Origin of the sequence: Pedobacter borealis DSM 19626, from assembly GCF_000708285.2 — a bacterium.
Taxonomy (GTDB): Bacteria; Bacteroidota; Bacteroidia; order Sphingobacteriales; family Sphingobacteriaceae; genus Pedobacter; species Pedobacter borealis.
The window spans coordinates 1-16,584 of record NZ_JAUG01000102.1 but is presented as its reverse complement, the minus strand read 5'-3'; the positions used below and the strand labels follow the sequence as shown (position 1 = coordinate 16,584).

The 16,584-nt window shown below is 40.7% G+C and carries 14 protein-coding genes and 1 pseudogene; 8 read left to right on the top strand and 7 right to left on the bottom strand.

The window, feature by feature from the left end:
• Positions 1–519, top strand: a pseudogene (locus tag AW17_RS24515) (SusC/RagA family TonB-linked outer membrane protein); the annotation flags it as partial.
• 10 nt (positions 520–529) lie between these two features.
• Complete coding sequence (locus AW17_RS20455) at positions 530–1,894, top strand: RagB/SusD family nutrient uptake outer membrane protein (RefSeq protein ID WP_051692002.1); 1,365 nt, start codon at positions 530–532, stop codon at positions 1,892–1,894.
• A 32-nt stretch (positions 1,895–1,926) separates the two neighbouring features.
• Here the strand turns inward: AW17_RS20455 and AW17_RS20450 are convergent, their stop codons facing one another.
• From AW17_RS20450 to AW17_RS20440, 3 genes are all read right to left on the bottom strand, one after another.
• Positions 1,927–2,238, bottom strand: a complete 312-nt coding sequence (locus AW17_RS20450) for a hypothetical protein (RefSeq protein WP_029279557.1) — start codon at positions 2,236–2,238, stop codon at positions 1,927–1,929.
• Between the two features lie 135 nt (positions 2,239–2,373).
• Positions 2,374–2,814 carry a MauE/DoxX family redox-associated membrane protein gene (locus AW17_RS20445; RefSeq protein ID WP_051692001.1) on the bottom strand — a complete coding sequence of 147 codons (441 nt, stop codon included), beginning with the start codon at positions 2,812–2,814 and terminating at the stop codon, positions 2,374–2,376.
• A 164-nt stretch (positions 2,815–2,978) separates the two neighbouring features.
• Complete coding sequence (locus AW17_RS20440; RefSeq protein WP_029279553.1) at positions 2,979–3,560, bottom strand: cyclic nucleotide-binding domain-containing protein; 582 nt, start codon at positions 3,558–3,560, stop codon at positions 2,979–2,981.
• Between the two features lie 322 nt (positions 3,561–3,882).
• On the opposite strand from AW17_RS20440, the gene AW17_RS24320 reads away from it, so the two are divergent.
• On the top strand, positions 3,883–4,113 hold the full coding sequence (locus AW17_RS24320) for a hypothetical protein (protein ID WP_157280378.1): 231 nt from the start codon (positions 3,883–3,885) through the stop codon (positions 4,111–4,113).
• Here the strand turns inward: AW17_RS24320 and AW17_RS20430 are convergent.
• A complete protein-coding gene (locus AW17_RS20430) occupies positions 4,110–5,261 on the bottom strand; it encodes a hypothetical protein (RefSeq protein ID WP_029279549.1) in 1,152 nt (383 codons plus the stop codon). The two genes, AW17_RS24320 and AW17_RS20430, sit on opposite strands and share 4 nt — an antisense overlap.
• Before the next feature lie 228 nt (positions 5,262–5,489).
• Here AW17_RS20430 and AW17_RS20425 point away from each other — a divergent pair, with 228 nt between their 5' ends.
• The 5 genes from AW17_RS20425 (at position 5,490) to AW17_RS20400 (ending at position 13,843) form a co-directional block, all read left to right on the top strand.
• Positions 5,490–6,377, top strand: coding sequence for a helix-turn-helix domain-containing protein (locus tag AW17_RS20425; RefSeq protein ID WP_029279547.1), 888 nt, complete (start codon positions 5,490–5,492; stop codon positions 6,375–6,377).
• A gap of 591 nt (positions 6,378–6,968) precedes the next feature.
• Positions 6,969–10,148, top strand: a complete 3,180-nt coding sequence (locus AW17_RS20420; RefSeq protein WP_029279545.1) for a SusC/RagA family TonB-linked outer membrane protein — start codon at positions 6,969–6,971, stop codon at positions 10,146–10,148.
• Positions 10,149–10,174: 26 nt separating this feature from the next.
• The gene (locus AW17_RS20415; protein WP_029279543.1) at positions 10,175–11,770 is read left to right on the top strand and encodes a RagB/SusD family nutrient uptake outer membrane protein; all 1,596 of its coding nucleotides are present in this window, start codon (positions 10,175–10,177) and stop codon (positions 11,768–11,770) included.
• Positions 11,771–12,279: 509 nt separating this feature from the next.
• Entirely contained in the window at positions 12,280–12,768 is a 489-nt protein-coding gene (locus tag AW17_RS20405) for a Crp/Fnr family transcriptional regulator (RefSeq protein ID WP_245235114.1), read from the top strand.
• A gap of 64 nt (positions 12,769–12,832) precedes the next feature.
• Entirely contained in the window at positions 12,833–13,843 is a 1,011-nt protein-coding gene (locus tag AW17_RS20400; RefSeq protein ID WP_029279537.1) for an NAD-dependent epimerase/dehydratase family protein, read from the top strand.
• A 465-nt stretch (positions 13,844–14,308) separates the two neighbouring features.
• On the opposite strand, the gene AW17_RS20395 is transcribed toward AW17_RS20400, so the two are convergent.
• The 3 genes from AW17_RS20395 to AW17_RS20385 form a co-directional block, all read right to left on the bottom strand.
• On the bottom strand, positions 14,309–14,866 hold the full coding sequence (locus AW17_RS20395) for a YciE/YciF ferroxidase family protein (RefSeq protein ID WP_029279535.1): 558 nt from the start codon (positions 14,864–14,866) through the stop codon (positions 14,309–14,311).
• A 127-nt stretch (positions 14,867–14,993) separates the two neighbouring features.
• Positions 14,994–15,671: a DUF6766 family protein gene (locus tag AW17_RS20390; RefSeq protein WP_029279533.1), complete on the bottom strand. Its 678-nt coding sequence runs from the start codon at positions 15,669–15,671 to the stop codon at positions 14,994–14,996.
• 9 nt (positions 15,672–15,680) lie between these two features.
• Entirely contained in the window at positions 15,681–16,169 is a 489-nt protein-coding gene (locus tag AW17_RS20385) for a CinA family protein (RefSeq protein WP_029279531.1), read from the bottom strand.
• Between the last annotated feature and the right edge of the window lie 415 nt (positions 16,170–16,584).

Genomic DNA, 16,584 nt, shown 5'->3' with positions numbered 1-16,584 from the left:
ACGCAGCTTGCTGATCTTAAATATTTCGGCTCGGCAATTCCCCGCATTTTCGGGTCGGTAGGCAACAGCTTCCGCTATCGGAATATTGAGCTTAATATCCAGGTGAGCTATAAGCTTGATTATTTTTTCAAAAGAAACTCCATCCAGTATACTACCCTTTTTGGGTCGGGTACGGGGCATGCCGATTTTTCTGATCGGTGGAAAGTACCGGGAGACGAACAGTTTACCAATGTTCCATCGATGGTCTACCCAAATACTTCGGCAAGGGATAACTTTTATAAAAATGCCGAAGTGCTTATTTCCCCGGGCGATCAGGTCCGGATCCAGTATGTAAACCTAAGCTATACCCCAAAATTGAATTTTAAGCAGATCAGGAGCATTGTTTTTTATGCCACTGTTTCAAACCTTGGGCTAATCTGGGTGGCAAACAAACAGCAACTTGATCCAGATTATGAAGTAGGACTAACTGCGGTTGCGCCATCAAAAACAATCTCCTTAGGTATAAAATTCGAACTCTAAATACCCGGTTATGAAAACTAAAAACATTATATTAATTCCAATTATCCTTGTTGCACTGTTAACAGGCTGCAAGAAATTTTTGGAAGAAAAATCTGATAAAAAATTGGCCGTGCCAGAAACGCTCGATGACCTGCAGGCGCTGTTAAACAATAATAACCTTTATAATATTGTAGATCCCTATTCGGGAGAGGTAAGTGCTGGCGATTTTTATTTAACGGATACCGATTTAAACGGGATTACCTCACAGCCCGACCAGCGGTTGTACACCTGGGAAAAAGACCATTTATATTCGCCAGCCGCTTTAGGTAATGACTGGTTATACCTGTATACCCTGGTCTATTTATCCAATTCGATTTTAGAAAAAATGGAAAAGATAGACAGGACGGCCCAAAATGCAGCGCAATTCGACAATATAAAAGGGCAGGCCTGTTTTAACCGTGGTAAGGCTTATTATAACGCGCTGCAGCTTTGGTCGGTAGCTTACAATAAAGCTACCGCAGTTAAAGACCGCGGTATCGTTTTAAGGGAATCTACCGATTTTAATATTCCTTCTAAAAGGTCTACAGTTGAGGAAGGTTATAGCACCGTGGTTGCCGACCTAACAGCGGCATCGAGGTTATTGCCATTGCCCCCGTTACATCCGAGCCGGCCGGCCAGGCAGGCCGCTTTCGGTTATCTTGCCCGGGTATTTTTGGCTATGGGTATTTATGATAAGGCGTATGCCTATGCCGATTCCTGTATTGCCATAAAAGGCACCTTATTGGATTACAATACACTTTCTGCCGCGAAAACCTACCCGATCGATCGGTTTAATACCGAGGTGGTTTATGAATGTTTTGCCAATAACCCATCGATAATGTCGAATATCCGGGCCAAAATTGTTCAGGAGCTGTACAATATGTATGCAGCAGACGATCTGCGGAAACAGCTGTTTTTTAAGAACAATAGCAACGGAACCTATGGCTGGCGTGGAGGTTATGCCGCATCGCAGGGTATTTTTCCGGGCGTGGTTATCGATGAGCAATACCTTATCCGGGCAGAATGCGAAGCCAGATCAGGCGATGTGCCCGCAGCACTTAGGGATTTGAATGCACTGCTGGTAAAGCGTTACAAAACCGGCACTTTTAAACCGCTTACAGCGGGATCAGCCGCTGAGGCGCTCGGCCTGGTACTTGATGAAAGAAGGAAGGAGCTCCCATTCCGGAACCTGAGATGGAGCGACATTAAGCGGTTGAATGTTGAAGGGGCAAAGATAAACCTGGCAAGGGTTGCCAACGGCATCACTTACACACTGCCTGCTAACGACCCCAGGTTTGCGCTTGAAATTCCGGAGGAGATTATTGAGCGTTCGGGGATTGATCAGAATATAAGGTAAAAATTGGGGCCTGGCCCCAATTTTTACCCAGCTTACTGTTCTGGTGTTCTACCTGTAGAAATGGCCTGGATTTCAGGTACGGTTTTTCCAGATAGGTAAGTACTCAGTTCTGCATTGGTGGTAACGTCTTCCGGTACGGAAATTACACATGGATAAGGCTCTTCTGTAGTACATAAACCTGATGCTGTGCCGTTTAACACATAGGCATCGCCATCATACATGTCATTGCCCCCTGGTGTAAATGCCCAGTTGTGGTTTGTTTTTGAAGTAAATGCACTAGTTGTGAAAATAAGACCGAACCCCAATACGAGGGCTACAAGGCCTAAATTGATTTTTTTTAACATGGTATTTAGTTTAATTTTCTGCCTGACGGTTTGGCCCAGGCAGCTGGCCGTTTTATGCTATCTTTTGTCCTTTTGTTTTTGGCCATTGGACTTAGTGGTTCTTTTCTTTTGGGCTGGCCGGTTCCGAATTGTCTATTACTCTTTGTCACCTACCTCCCGCTTTCGTGTGCTATATAGTGCAAGAATTGCTGCGCTTAAAAAGATCAAATTGAATACCAGGTGGGCTTTCCAGCCCAAAGCACGGATTACCCCGCCACAGGTGCATGGCACTTTTGGGAAATAGCCTGAGATGATGAGTACGATGTAGATGGTGAAAGCGGTCATGAGCAGGGTCGAAAGGATCATCCCCGTTTTATTGGTTTTTTGGAAGAGCAATAATCCTGCTGTCAGAAGTTCGGTAATCGGTATAATGTAAATAAGTATCTCTGATACTATCGGGCTGAAAACTTGGTGTAGCATTTCCAGCCTGTAGTTTTCAAAGCTGGCAAGCTTGCTGCCTGCGGTGTAGACCCATAGTAAAATGAATGCTGCATAAATAAAGTGTACGTTCTTGTAATTAGGTCTGTTGGCATTCATTGCTTTATTTTTTATTTGCTTACCCGAAGTTGGAATTTTACATCTTTAGTGGCATCACATATGGATAGGAAAATGAGGTGTTTTCTCTGGATGGTATCATATCTATATTTGTTTTTTGGCTCGATATGGCTAAATGTTTTATTTCTTTTATCTTTTTTGAGATTTTACCTGATCAGGTTTTTTCTCATTGCGCTTAGTGTCGTGGGATGGATGCCAAGGTAAGAGGCAATGTTCTTTACGGCGGTGATGCTGAAAATATCAGGAAAGGTTTCAAGTAATTTCTCCAGTCGTTGGTTTGCTTCCAGGAGTTTCAGATCTGTGAGTGCGGTAATGGTGATCGCCCAGGCATCAGCGTTGATTGCAGTTGTAAGTTTCACCGCCTCTCGGAAGAGCTTATGGATGTTGTCAATGTGTTTTTCAGGAATGCTGTATAAGACCGTATTTTCCAGGAATTCAATGCAAAGCGCTCTGTGATGGTTCTCTGCTGCGGTACGGGTATCAGGAATGATATGTCCGGTCTTTAAGAAAATCAAGGTAATTTCCTGTTCGCTTTTTTCATCATACCAATAAATCCTTGCGCTTCCTTTAGCTACGTAACAGTATCCGCCATGTCCTTCCTTAGAAAGGTCATTTTTTTCTGATCGTTCGAACCGCGTTTCTTGGAGGGTAAATTTGAGATAAGCTTTTAACCCCAATGAAAGTTTCTGATAGGACGACAGTCGTCTGATGTATTGTTCTTTTTCCATGATTTTTATTTTGATGTAAAGAAATGTCGTTTTTACATTTTGTCAAGTTGCTGGTGTAGCAACCTCTGGCAACCCTTTTATTTTTTTGTTTTCAGGAAATAAAAGCTTCAGATCTGTTATATTTGAGCTATGAAATAAAAATTAATTACATATTTGATATTGTAGCAATAAGCTATTTTACTGTTTTAGAAAACCGCAAAACTTCAAAAGACACAGGAAAAAATAGATGGTTGCCTACGCTACGCGTGGGTGCCTGTTTATCTTGTGTCTGGGCATTTTGCGGTGCCTCTAAAGCGGATATCGGGTTAACCCGCGCTTTTTTATGGATACTTTTCCCCAACCAAATCACTTTCTCCTCAATCTGCCAATTGCAGAACTTCCACTATCAGAGCATTTTAAGCTTAGAAGTAAGCTAATGGTTTTTTTTACACTTCAAGATATTATAGGAACCAACCAAAAGGATTTACATGAGCTGGATGATTATTCAGAGCACTGGTATTTTGAATTTGTTGATTTTTTACACCGGAAGGATTTGTTATATCTTCTTGGCTAGTATTTTTCCTGGGCAATGGCCAACATGGCGACAATCTTGTCGATCACTTTTTCAACATCCTTTCCAGCATTTCCATAGTAAGCATTTTTAAAGCTTTTTTCTGATATGTCATCTTTTTCTACAGTACTATAATGTTTCGTAACATATTGATGAAGTGCCTTGGGGCTTTGGCTTGTGATGATACCGGCCTCAACTTGTAGATGTATAAACATTGCGAGCTGCCTTACGGTAAAGTTTACTTTGAAATTGCTGTCCAAAACACCACCAGTACTCAGGTCTTCGGCTATAGTGTCAATTGATTTGAGGTAGCTGATCTCACTTTCTATATACCTCAGCAGTGATTCATCAATATCGGGCAAATTTCTATTGTATGGTATGCTTATGGTTTTAAAGACCTGTCCAATTAACTTTTTAAAGAAATGGATCAATCTATATTGCTCACTAATGTTTTCGCACTGTTGAAGTTCATGATTAAAATGACTGCAGCAGGAATGATAAAAAGATGGATGATTGAAATTTAAGGAGGTGAGCAGTAGGATAATTTCCGGCATTTGTATAGGTGACGCAAATTTCTTTAACTGTATTTTAAGTGATTCGAAAAAATCATGTAGATATCCGGCCTGTTCGAAAGTGAAACGCCTTATTCCGCTATTTAGGTGTTCAAAGATGTGCGTAAACACCGCGATGGTTTCATTATCGGTATGCCGTTCTTCAAGATTTTTTAGGATTTGGCTGGAATTTTCTGCAATATTTAATAATAGTTGTCTCTGTGTAATTATAGAGACAGGGCTATAATGGTCGAAATAATATGGTAAATACTGCTGAAGGTCCAAAACCATCTTGTTGATCAGGTTTGCTATGCCATTAATTTCTTCAGTTTTGTTTTTTTGATCTGTATTGGGGGCATCCCGGTCCACCATAGCTTCCATCTCATCCATTAATTGAATCAATCCTCTTTGATGTTGTGTGAGATAAGCCCTTGATCTATCTGGCTCTATCTGTGTAACATTATGCTGAATGGCGCTGAGTACCCGTTTACTTTCCTTTAAGATTTCGTCTTGTAGTTCCTTATGTGGCCATTTATATGCTGTTCCTCTAGTAAGGGCATCTAAAATTATTTCCCTGAAACTTATAAGTTCATACATCATTTGCTTAGTAGCCAATTGCTTTAATTCTAGGATTTTATTTTCATATTTTTGTATTAACCGTGGTAAAACGAACCGTTAACGTGGTGATACTTGATTTTAACGCTTTTGTTGGTTAATAGGGCTTCGTTCTGAAACAACATTAAAATGGCATGGATCGATTTTTATTATTTTTGAAATCTTTTCGCACGCTTTTAAAGATATTAACGTAGTTTGCATATTTGTAGTTAGATGATCAAAAGAAACTTACGGCATAGCTTTTCACTTCTCAATGTTGACTATGTGCGACTTAATACCAAATGGAATTATAGGAACGTGATCAGCCCTTACTACCGCATTTACTATATAGATGAGGGAGAAGGTGAAATATCAGATGCTGAAAGCTCGCTAAAGCTAGAGCCTGGCTATTTGTACATTGTTCCCAGTTTCACCCTATGTAATTTAAATTGTAAGAATTCTCTGGGCCAGTATTTTGTCCAGTTTTTTGAGGATTCGACAGATGGAAGTTCACTTTTTGCCAATAACAGAAATGTATTAAAGACAGAGGCGACCGAAATAGATCTTAATCTTTTTGGCAGGCTGCTTCAGATTAACCCTGGAAGAGGAATAAACCGGTCTGATAATCCTAAAATCTATGAGAAAGATATTTATTATAAAGAATATCAGGAGCTTAATAACCAGCAGAACACTTCGGCCTATCTGGAAACCCAAGGGATCCTGATGCTGTTAACCGCCAGGTTCCTAAATCCCCAGCTTTTCAAAAGTCCGGAACACAAACTTATACCGGTAAAAATTGCAGAAACCTTAAATTATATCCTTATCAATTTACATACAGACCTTTCTGTATATCAGCTTGCTTCTCGCGTAAATCAAAATCCCGATTATTTTTCAAGGCAGTTTAAACAGTATACGGGAACCAGGCCTTTGAATTATATAAACGAAAAACGCGTTGAACGGGCACAGTATCTAATGGCGACAAGCAGAATGTCATATTCAGAGATTTGTGCCCAGACCGGATTTGATAACCTTTCCTACTTTTCCAAAACCTTCAAAAAGTTAACCGGCATGGCACCCAGCGTATATAAGAAACAGATATATCAGGTTGGTTTTAACCATTAAACTAAATATTTGTATGTTAATATTGCCGATTGCTTTAAACCCCCATTTAGCATTAGGTACCTGAATGATATAACGGATATTATTATCGCTTAATCCTTGGAGCAGCACATCGCTGGATTGATAGTTTACGGCCATAAAAAAATGATGGCTATGATGATAATTCTGCCTTCTCGCAATCAGAAAGATCTGATTATCATTTGTATCATTCTAGATGAAATAAGACCTGCTTTTAATTTGTTCATTTTCAGTGGCATCAGCCCCTTCTTTTCTTTGCCTTTTCTTTCTATATGTCTGTTTAGATGCCTCTAAGCTTAGTTTTTTCATGTTGACTTGATGCAAGTACTCCATGTTTATACCCAATTTGCCATTTTCTGGCAAGACAAAGACAATAATAGGTTAACATTTATATACCTATTTTTTATCAAATGTGCCCTTTATGAAACCAGCTTATGGCTATTTTGGAAACGCTGACCATATAGACCGTCTTTCACTTTTAATGCAAAGCATGTCCGGAATTGTAGATTTCTGTCAGGGTTCAGTCCGACACTTGAAATATTTAGAAATAACCATTTATAATACAAAAAAACAATTATGAGCATGAAAATTACCCATTTAACAAGGCTGCTAGTACCAGCCAGATTATGGCTCTTGCTGCTGTTGCTTGTGCCGATGAGTGCATTGCGCGTTATGGCACAAACAGTCACCATTAAAGGAGTTGTAACATCAGCCGAAGATAACAGTCCGATTCCCGGAGTTACTGTATTGGAAAAAGGAAAGCAGAATGGTATGGTTACTGGTACCGATGGTTCTTATTCAGTTAATGTATCACAGGATGCTACGCTCGTATTTTCTTCTATAGGATTTACTAAGCAGGAAGTTAAATTAAACGGAAAAACAGTATTGAACATAAAACTGCAGAGTGATGTAAGTGCCCTTAATGATGTCGTGGTAATAGGTTATGGAACCGCCAGAAAAAAGGACCTGATAGGTTCTGTAAATGTTGTGGCCGCGAAGGATGCAGGCGCTAACACCAATACCAGTGCCGCACAGCTTCTTATCGGTAAAGCCCCGGGTGTACAGGTATTAAATTCAAACGGTAATCCTGGTTCAAATGCCCAGATTATTGTACGCGGTACCGGTTCGTTTACCAATGTGGAACCATTGTATGTTGTTGACGGTATACAGAGTGATGCCAATCTTTTTAATACCATTAATCCACAGGACATTGATAATATTACCATTTTAAAAGATGCAGCCTCTACCGCCATTTATGGTGTTGCTGCTGCTAATGGTGTGGTTATTGTTACCACTAAAAAGGCTAAAAGCGGTATCCCGCAGATACTATTTGACTCGCAGGTTGGTACTTCATCAGTGCGCAAACAACTTGACCTGCTTAATGCAAACGACTATGTCAATCTTATAAAAGATATAGCCGCTACCAATAACCTTACGCCTCCAGCCAAACTAAATACTCCTTTTGTAGGTGTTGACCGTACCGATTGGCAAAAAGAAATATTTAAAACGGCTTTATCTACCCAAAACAATGCAAGTATAAGCGGTGGCAGCGAAAAGGTTACCTATAATCTCTCACTAGGTTATTTAACTCAGCAGGCTATTGTTAAAGATTACCGTTTAAGAAGATTAAACAGCCGTTTTTCTCTAGATGAGAAACTAGGGCGTTTTCATTTTGGCCAAAGCCTTAACATCCGTTACACCAACACTAACGGACAGGCAGCAAGCATATTAAACGCGATCAGCTATGCACCTTATCAGCCAATATACGACCCCGCTATTTTGGGTGGCTACTCTATCCTTACCAATGTTGATGACAACAGTAACGCCGTAAATCCACTACAGAGTTTAGGCGTTCAAACCTTATCAAGCAACGATCTGGTATTGTATCCGCAGGTTTTTGGCGAAGTAAATATTATTAAAGGTTTAACTTTTAGGTCGCAGCTGGCGGGTGTATATGGTACTTCGACAAACGATTCATACCAGATACCTTATATTACATCCAACAACCTGGGTTTCAGTCGGCAGGCAGGGCGTGCATTTAACAGTTATTCCAATTATACTTTTGAAAACTACCTGTCGTACAACCGTATTTTTGGCAAACACAGTATATCGGCAACTGCAGGTACCAGTTATATTGATGCAGGATCGAGCAAATACCTGAGCGTATTGGGTACAGGAATGTTGAATGACAATGTGAAAGATATAGGTGTAGCGCCAACCATCACCAGTCAGGCCAACACATCTGGTTATTATACACAGTTTGGCAGGGCTATCTCTTATTATGGCCGCTTGGTATATACCTTTAACGATCGGTATATCTTATCCGGAAGTATCCGCCGTGACGGATCTTCAAACTTTGGACCTCAAAGCCGTTATGGTAACTTTCCGGGAGTTGGTTTTGCATGGCGTATCAGCGAAGAAGAATTTGTCAAATCGGCAGTTCCGTTTATCAGCGATGCAAAATTTCGCATAGGCTGGGGCCGTACAGGCAATAATAAGTTTGGTTTAACCACAACACAGGTATTTACTTTTGGCGGTTCGCCGACCGGCAACCTGATTTATTCACTGGGGGATAACAAAAGTTTTGTAAACGGAACGACGGTAACTTCCATTGCAAACCCACTGTTGAGATGGGAACAGACAGACCAGACCGATATCGGGCTTGATCTGGGTTTCCTTAAAAACAAACTTACGCTTACCCTTGATTACTATAACCGAAAAAGCAGTGGTTTGCTAGTGGGAATTCCGGTACCGACCAGCGTAGGCATTGGCGGATTAAGCGGGTTCAGCAGTACCTTAATTACTAATGCTGCAGATGCTCAAAATAAAGGTTTCGAATTTCAGTTGGCCTATGCTGATAAAACCAGTGACTTTAACTACAATGTAAGTGTAAATGGAGGTTATAACCAAAATAAAACATTATCACTGGGTGCACAATCGTCAACCCCTATAATTGGAGGATACTTTAATAATTTAAATGGCATTACATTAACACAACCAGGTTCGCCCATTGGTGCTTTCTATGGTTATTCTGTTGATCATGTAGCAAGTACACAAGCAGAAATTGATGCATTAAATGCCGCTACCAGACAAAAAACCGGAAATCCTGCCAGTTTATACCAGGATGGATTATTGCCAGGAGATTTTGTATTTAAAGATCTTAATAACGATGGTGTTGTGGATAGTAAGGATCAGAAGGTACTGGGCAGTCCGATTCCGAAGTTTACGTACGGTTTTAATGCCGGGGCATCTTATAAAAACTTCGACCTCAATATCGTCATCTCGGGTGTTCAGGGCGTTCAATTGGCCAACTCACTTAAATTTTACACCGAAAATGCTTCAACCGGGCATAATGCTTCTACCACCATTTTAAACAGGTGGAGAAAACCGGGTGATATTGCCGCTTTGCCAAGGGCAGGCCAAAATGTTACGGCAACAGGGAATTTGAGGCCTTCTGATTTTTTTGTTGAGAATGGATCATACCTGCGGGTACGTAACGTAACCTTAGGTTACACTTTTACAAAAACGGCTTTAAATTCTTTCTCAGGTAATGTATTAAGCCGGTTACGGGTTTATGTAGCGGCTCAAAACTTATTTACCATAACAAAATATACTGGATATGACCCCGAAATAAGCACCCAAACCAATGGTGGTGTTAATGGAGGGGCCAGCGATTATATATTTAACCGGGGCATTGATGATGGGCAGATACCACAGCCACGTACATTTTTGGCGGGCATACAAGTTGGATTTTAATGATGAAAAATATTAAAGATATAATGATGAAAAAATATATAAAATATCTGATTGTTGTAGTTTTAATGATTGCAACCGGGGGATGTAAGAAGGATTTGGATTTACAGAGTAAAAGCGCATATACCTATGACACTTATTTCACAAGTGATGCAGCCATAAATCAAGCCGTGATAGCCAGCTACGCTACTTTATTGCATTCTGGTTTGTGGGCTCGCGAATGGTATTATATTTTTGATCTGCTGGGCTATGATGCCAAAAATGCCCAACCACTCCAGGGGGATCTATTGGCCCTGGCACAATATAATTTTGCTTCGAACCAACCGCAGTTAGAAGCCATGTGGTCTTCACTATATCGAATGATAATGCGGTCAAACGTTGTGATTAACCGTGCTCAGGCATGGGCTCCTGCCAATGCAACCGAACAGGCCAATCAAAAGCAATACATTGCCGAAGCTAAATTTTTAAGGGCTTATGCTTATTTTAATCTGGTTAATCTGTACGGCCGCGTATCTTTGCGTAAAGCGTATATCCCTTTGCCAACAGCAGAAGAAATTAATCTGCCACGTGCCTCTGTAGCAGATGTATGGGCTTTTATTGAACAGGATTTGAAAGACGCACAACCTGACCTTCCTATTTCATATGCTCCAGCCAGTTTTGGGCGTACTACCCGGGGGGCTGCGGTTGCATTGCTTGGTAAGTCATACCTGTACGAAAAAAAATGGGGAGATGCTGTTACTGAATTGACCAAACTGACCCAGGCTCCATATAGCTATGCGCTCGCGCCCGTATATAACAACCTATTTGATGATCCGAATCAGAATAATACAGCCCTTAATAAGGAAACCATTTTTCAGGTCATGAACCAGGCCTGGACCGATTGGGGTATCGGTAACCAGTATGCCCTGTTTGGCGGTCAGGAAACATGGGGTGGGAAAGCAAGCCACTCTGCCCGTGCACAGGAATATGGCTTTAACGATTGGAATAATGTGTTTATTACCACTACGGCTGTTAAAGCTTTTACCTACACTAACCCACAAACCAATGCCACTTACATCGATCCACGTGCAGCTTATACTTTTTATGGAGATGCTGCAAGCGGGGGGCAAACCCAATATTGCCAGCAATGCGCAACAGGGCCAGTAGCCTTTCCTTATGCCTCAGCCGGATACAAATATTTAAAATATGAGTATTATAATAAAGTAGCAAGCTTTGGTGGCCCGCAAAGCGGTATCAATGGGCAGGTAATCCGTTATGCAGATGTATTGCTGATGCTTGCCGAGGCTTACATACAACAGGGTAATACCGGATCACAGCCATTGGCACTGATTAACCAGGTGCGAAGCAGGCCGAGTGTTAATGCACCGCTTTATATTAGTTTGGGCAGCCAATCTCAAGCCATGACCATTTTGATGCGCGAAAGACAATTGGAACTGACCGGCGAACAGACCCGTTATTTTGATCTGATCCGCTGGGGCATAGCTAAGCAGACCATTAATTCGCAAAGGCAGATAGAAGATGGTACCCAACCTTTTCAGGATAAAAATGTTTTATTTCCTATCCCACTATCTGAAAAGAACGCAAACCCCAATGTTGGTAAGGATATTGGTAGTGATTGGAATTAAATCAACAAAAGAGATGAGGCTGTATCATAAATTGTAATTTACTTCGAATTTGTCACGTGGAGCCTGTCGAAACGCCTTTTAAGATATTAAAAAAGGTCCTTCGACAAGCTCTCCAAAGAAGTCCATTGGACAGGATGACAATTCAATATATTTATGATACAGCCTCTTTTATCTGCCTATTTTGGTATTCGTTTACGGGCAGTCCAGCGCCTAACAATTATGCTCCGAGTAATAACCTGGATGAAGCGGCAGAGATCGCATCGTCATGCCCAATTTATGAATCTGCTGGTTATTCAGAAGTCCGCGAGTTTAAAAATTAAGCCAGGTTATTAAAACTCTGACTTAGGCACTTTCTTTTCTCCTAGAAGTGCGGAACAGGTTTCATTTGGGATTGATCAGCATTGTTTTTTTATCTTTGTACCATGCATGGTCAACTTATAAGTCTTATCACAAAAAGCTTACAACTTTCTAACCGGGATAGAGATCTGTGTATACGGTACTTTGAACCCGTGAGATATCCGAAAAACCGGATAATTGAAGAAGAAGGGAAGGTACCCGGCTATCTATATTTTGTGGTTTCAGGTTTTGCAAGACTATTCCATTACAATGATAAAGGCGATGAGGTTACAACGCATATAAACTGTCCGCCTGGTTTCATTACCTCCTATGCTGATTTTACCAACCAGAAAAAGTCTGATGAAAATCTGGAATGTATTACCGAATGTGAACTTTTGCGCATTAGTAAAGCAGATCTTGATCAGCTTATACAACAGAGCCATACTTTTATGGATTTTAGCTTTTTGGTATTTCAACAATCCTTATCCTATAATGAAACACGTGCCAGGGAGCTGGCCACCCTTGATGCGGAACAGCGTTATTTAAAAATGATGAACCAGTATCCTGAAGTTCTCCAGAATGTTCCTATGCAATACATTGCGTCTTTTCTTGGAATGAACCCTAAAAGTCTGAGCCGTATCAGGAAGAAGATCATTAGGTAACATTTGTGAAGTGGTTTTAAATCTGCAAAGTTCAACTTTGTCACAGCATTTAAAATCAATAATTATGACAAATAAAAAAATGGTACTGGTATCCGGTGCCAATGGGCATTTAGGTAATAATCTTGTAAGACTGTTGATCGAAAAAGGGATCCCGGTAAGGGCTTCAGTCCGTAACATCAAAAGCAAAGAATGTTTTAAGGATCTTAACTGCGAGGTCGTTCAGGCAGATATAACGGATAAAGCTTCCTTTAAGCGCGCACTGCAGGATGTTGATACTTTTTTTGCAGTGGGCGCAGCCTTCAAGCTGTGGGCTAAAAACCCCAAGAAAGAAATCTATGATGTGAATATGCTGGGCACCCGGAATACGATAGAAGCTGCTGCAGAGGCAGGTGTAAAAAGAATCGTCTATGTGAGTTCCATCGCTGCACTGGATTATACCAATCTTCCGACAAAAGAAAGTAACGGATACAATTCCGACCGAAGGGATATGTACTACAATTCCAAGAATGACGGTGAAAAGCTGGCTTTTGATCTGGCAAGAGAATTCGGTATAGAATTGGTATCGGTTATGCCCGGAGCAATGATAGGAGGTGAAGCGTTTCTTCCGCTAAATGTTTCCTATAATGTGCTAAAACTGATTCTTAACAAGCAGATTCCTATGGATACCAGGATTACCCTCAACTGGGTAGATGTTAAAGATGTAGCAGAAGGCTGTTACCTTGCTGCGCTGAAAGGCCGGTCTGGCGAGCGTTATATCCTTGCCAACGAAAAATGTATGACCATTACCGATACAACTAAATTGGCACAAAAACTTTATCCTGAATTGAAAATCAAAGTACCTGGAACTGTGCCAAAGTTTATTTTGTATGCTATTGCAGGTATTATAGAGCTTTCAGCTAAAATAAATAGAAAACCTCCACTGCTCACCATTAAAGATATTGCTATGTTTTCAGGATTACAACAGGATTTTGATATTGCGAAGTCAAGAAACGAATTAGGATTTAATCCGAAAGATAGTAAACAGGCAGTAAAGGAAGCATTGGCTTACCTGATGGACCATAGGGGATTGATTTAATATTAGAATAAATATGGTAGCGGAATTGCCATTTTATATTTGTTTTCTGGACCTGATTGGCATTTTTAATGGGCTTTGTAAGTAAAAGGAGCAAGATAAAGATAGAATATTCGTGGTATGGGTGCAATGTCGTTAAGTTAAGGGATAAATCGCAAAAAGATATCACCCTGAGGGTTAATTTATTTTATAAAAATCAATATTAATGACAGGGGAATTTAAAAAATTAAATCTCCTCAGATTATCGTCCTTGCGAGAAGGCTTTTTCAGCCGACGAAGCAATCTTACAACTATCGCTAGTAGCGAGCGCTTTAAGATTGCTTCGTGCCTCGCAACGACCTTTTTATAGTAATCCTTAAGGCGTTTCGACGACTTATCCCGATTTTCATCGGGAGGTTCTCCGTAGGAGTCCTTTGGACAACATGACAGTTATCTGAGGCGAAATCGCCCTTATGATACCTCCTCTTTTTATTCTGCAACGGCCTCTTCATTAACCGCATTGACAGCAATCTCGGTAAGTGCCACATCGGTTGCCTTTTCATTGTCAAGGGTCTGAGAAAGAAGTTCTGCAATGTCGCTGTGCCCGATATTTTCGGCAAACACCCTAAGGGTACCATAGGTTGCAATTTCATAATGTTCCACTTTTTGAGCCGCCAGGATAAGTCCTGCATCTCTTATCATCGTACCTTTGTCGGTATCAGCGATAATTCCATCTGCCTCTTCCAGCAAACCTGCCATTGCATCACACTTTTTAGCTACTGGTTTTTCACCTAAAAGCCCAAAAACTTCTTCCAGTGTGCTCACATGTTGTTGAGTTTCCGCTGTGTGCTTTTCAAAAGCTGCTGCAAGCTCAGGGCTAGTGGATGCTTTCTGCATTTTTGGAAGCGCTTTAGCAAGGTGTTTTTCTGCCCAATAAATATCCTTTAATTCATCAATAAAAAAATCATGGAATTCAGAATTTTCTATTTTTCCTGTTTTTGATGTAGATTTTGAGGCTTTGTTGCCTGCTGTTTTTGTAGTTGCCATAATTATAATTTTAATAGGTTTTTGATATCTATAGAACAGGCTGAAATTTCAAATGGTTTTATGTTTTTTGTTTTAAGTCTTGGTACCAATCTATCCATCATGGTCAATTTTAATATTTCTGATATTTTTATTTTCCGGTTTCCATATGCGGCGCATCTACCGGTTTAGATTCCGGAGAGCCTTTCTGCCTTAAGAAAATGGTTAATACCACAATAGCAGCCACGGAGAGGAATTCGCTCTGCCAGTTCTGAAAGGTTTCGAACCAGAAGTTGGCCTGGCCAAGATAGGCGGTCATCGTATCTGTTGCTTTTCCTTTTAATATTTGCTCAGCGTTGTGATCTCGCCAGCTACCATAAAAATGGAGGTACCAGCTTAACAGAAAAAGTATGCTGAAAGCAATAGAAAGCGAGTTGGAATACAGTTTCAAGATCAGCCCGCCCTGGCGTACGGGCCATGGGGCACTCTTCGAAGCAACAGGCTCGCGGTCTACCGCTTCTTCTTCATCTAGTTTTTTAGATTCGGCCGAACCGATCTGACGTAGTTTTACGGTTAGCAGCACATAAAGAACCATCTGCAGAAACTCACTTTCAAAATTTTCGAAAGTGGCGGAAATAAAATGCCCGCTATGAAGGTAATTATTAAAAGAGACCGGTGGAGCTCCATGATCGCTCAGCTCGCCATTGTGTTCTTTCCAGCCTGTAATTGCCTGCGCCAGGAGTGTAAAAACAAATAGGCTGATAAAGGTTATGGAGAGCCCATTTCGGTACAGCCAGGTCTTTTTTGGAAATACTTTCTTTGCTTTCATATCTATTTGTCAATTATCCACAGAGCTGAGGTAATCTTCTAACATGGTTGCGCAAGCCAATACGGTTGCTGTAACAATTTCCTCGCGACTGCCGGTAAAATTAAGCCTTTCTGAAAAAGCCAGTTCGTTGTGGTGGGTAGCGTAGATGAATATGGTGCCTACCGGTTTTTCCTGGGTTTCACTTCCTCCAGGAGCAGTAAGTCCGGTGATGCCGATATAGATGTCAGCATCGATCAATTTTGACAGTCCCAGGGTTATGGCCTGTGTAACCTCCATTGATTCAGGGGTATAGGTCTTGATTAGTGAGGCGTCAACCTGTAAAAGATCTTCCTTTAAACAGGCATCATAACAGGTAATGCCTCCTTTAAGGAATTTACCCGCATCTTCTATCATTGAAAAATCTGCTGAAAGCCGGCCTGCGGTTGCACTTTCAGCAAAAGCAATTGTGAGGTTTCTGCCAATAAGCATTTTGCCTACACCTTTCATCTTATCATCCATTATAAAATCTGACTATTGGCTCCAACATTAACATCAATCGCAGGTCCTTGCAGATCCTGATGGCGGTATTGCGGAGGTCTTTTGGCCTAAATAACAACCTTTACGGATAAATGGTTTTATGCAGTGGAGGTTAAGAGCGGAACTTTTGTGATAAACAAAATGAAGATCTGGCCAAAGCTTAGAATTGTTGTTAAAATACTGGTAATAAAATAATTATGTTTTCTTGAAAGTTTTACGAATTTTTCTTTTTGACTTTTTTAGTGCATAGCCAGTGGTATTTTTTATGCACGGGCTCTTCATCAACCAATTAATTTATAAAACCATCTCTGTTTTTACTTTGTTTTATAGTGAAAAACCAGATAAGTAAGGGGAGCAATTTTGTGCTGGTTTATTGATAACCTGAGTTCGATTATTA

Coding starts and splice junctions, on each gene's coding strand:
- AW17_RS20390 (WP_029279533.1), bottom strand. CDS start 15,671: ATGAAAGCAAAGAAAGTATTTCCAAAAAAGACCTGGCTGTACCGAAAT.
- AW17_RS20450 (WP_029279557.1), bottom strand. CDS start 2,238: ATGTTAAAAAAAATCAATTTAGGCCTTGTAGCCCTCGTATTGGGGTTC.
- AW17_RS20430 (WP_029279549.1), bottom strand. CDS start 5,261: ATGATGTATGAACTTATAAGTTTCAGGGAAATAATTTTAGATGCCCTT.
- AW17_RS20385 (WP_029279531.1), bottom strand. CDS start 16,169: ATGGATGATAAGATGAAAGGTGTAGGCAAAATGCTTATTGGCAGAAAC.
- AW17_RS20440 (WP_029279553.1), bottom strand. CDS start 3,560: ATGGAAAAAGAACAATACATCAGACGACTGTCGTCCTATCAGAAACTT.
- AW17_RS20395 (WP_029279535.1), bottom strand. CDS start 14,866: ATGGCAACTACAAAAACAGCAGGCAACAAAGCCTCAAAATCTACATCA.
- AW17_RS20420 (WP_029279545.1), top strand. CDS start 6,969: ATGAGCATGAAAATTACCCATTTAACAAGGCTGCTAGTACCAGCCAGA.
- AW17_RS20400 (WP_029279537.1), top strand. CDS start 12,833: ATGACAAATAAAAAAATGGTACTGGTATCCGGTGCCAATGGGCATTTA.
- AW17_RS20455 (WP_051692002.1), top strand. CDS start 530: ATGAAAACTAAAAACATTATATTAATTCCAATTATCCTTGTTGCACTG.
- AW17_RS20415 (WP_029279543.1), top strand. CDS start 10,175: ATGAAAAAATATATAAAATATCTGATTGTTGTAGTTTTAATGATTGCA.
- AW17_RS20425 (WP_029279547.1), top strand. CDS start 5,490: ATGATCAAAAGAAACTTACGGCATAGCTTTTCACTTCTCAATGTTGAC.
- AW17_RS24320 (WP_157280378.1), top strand. CDS start 3,883: ATGGATACTTTTCCCCAACCAAATCACTTTCTCCTCAATCTGCCAATT.
- AW17_RS20445 (WP_051692001.1), bottom strand. CDS start 2,814: ATGAATGCCAACAGACCTAATTACAAGAACGTACACTTTATTTATGCA.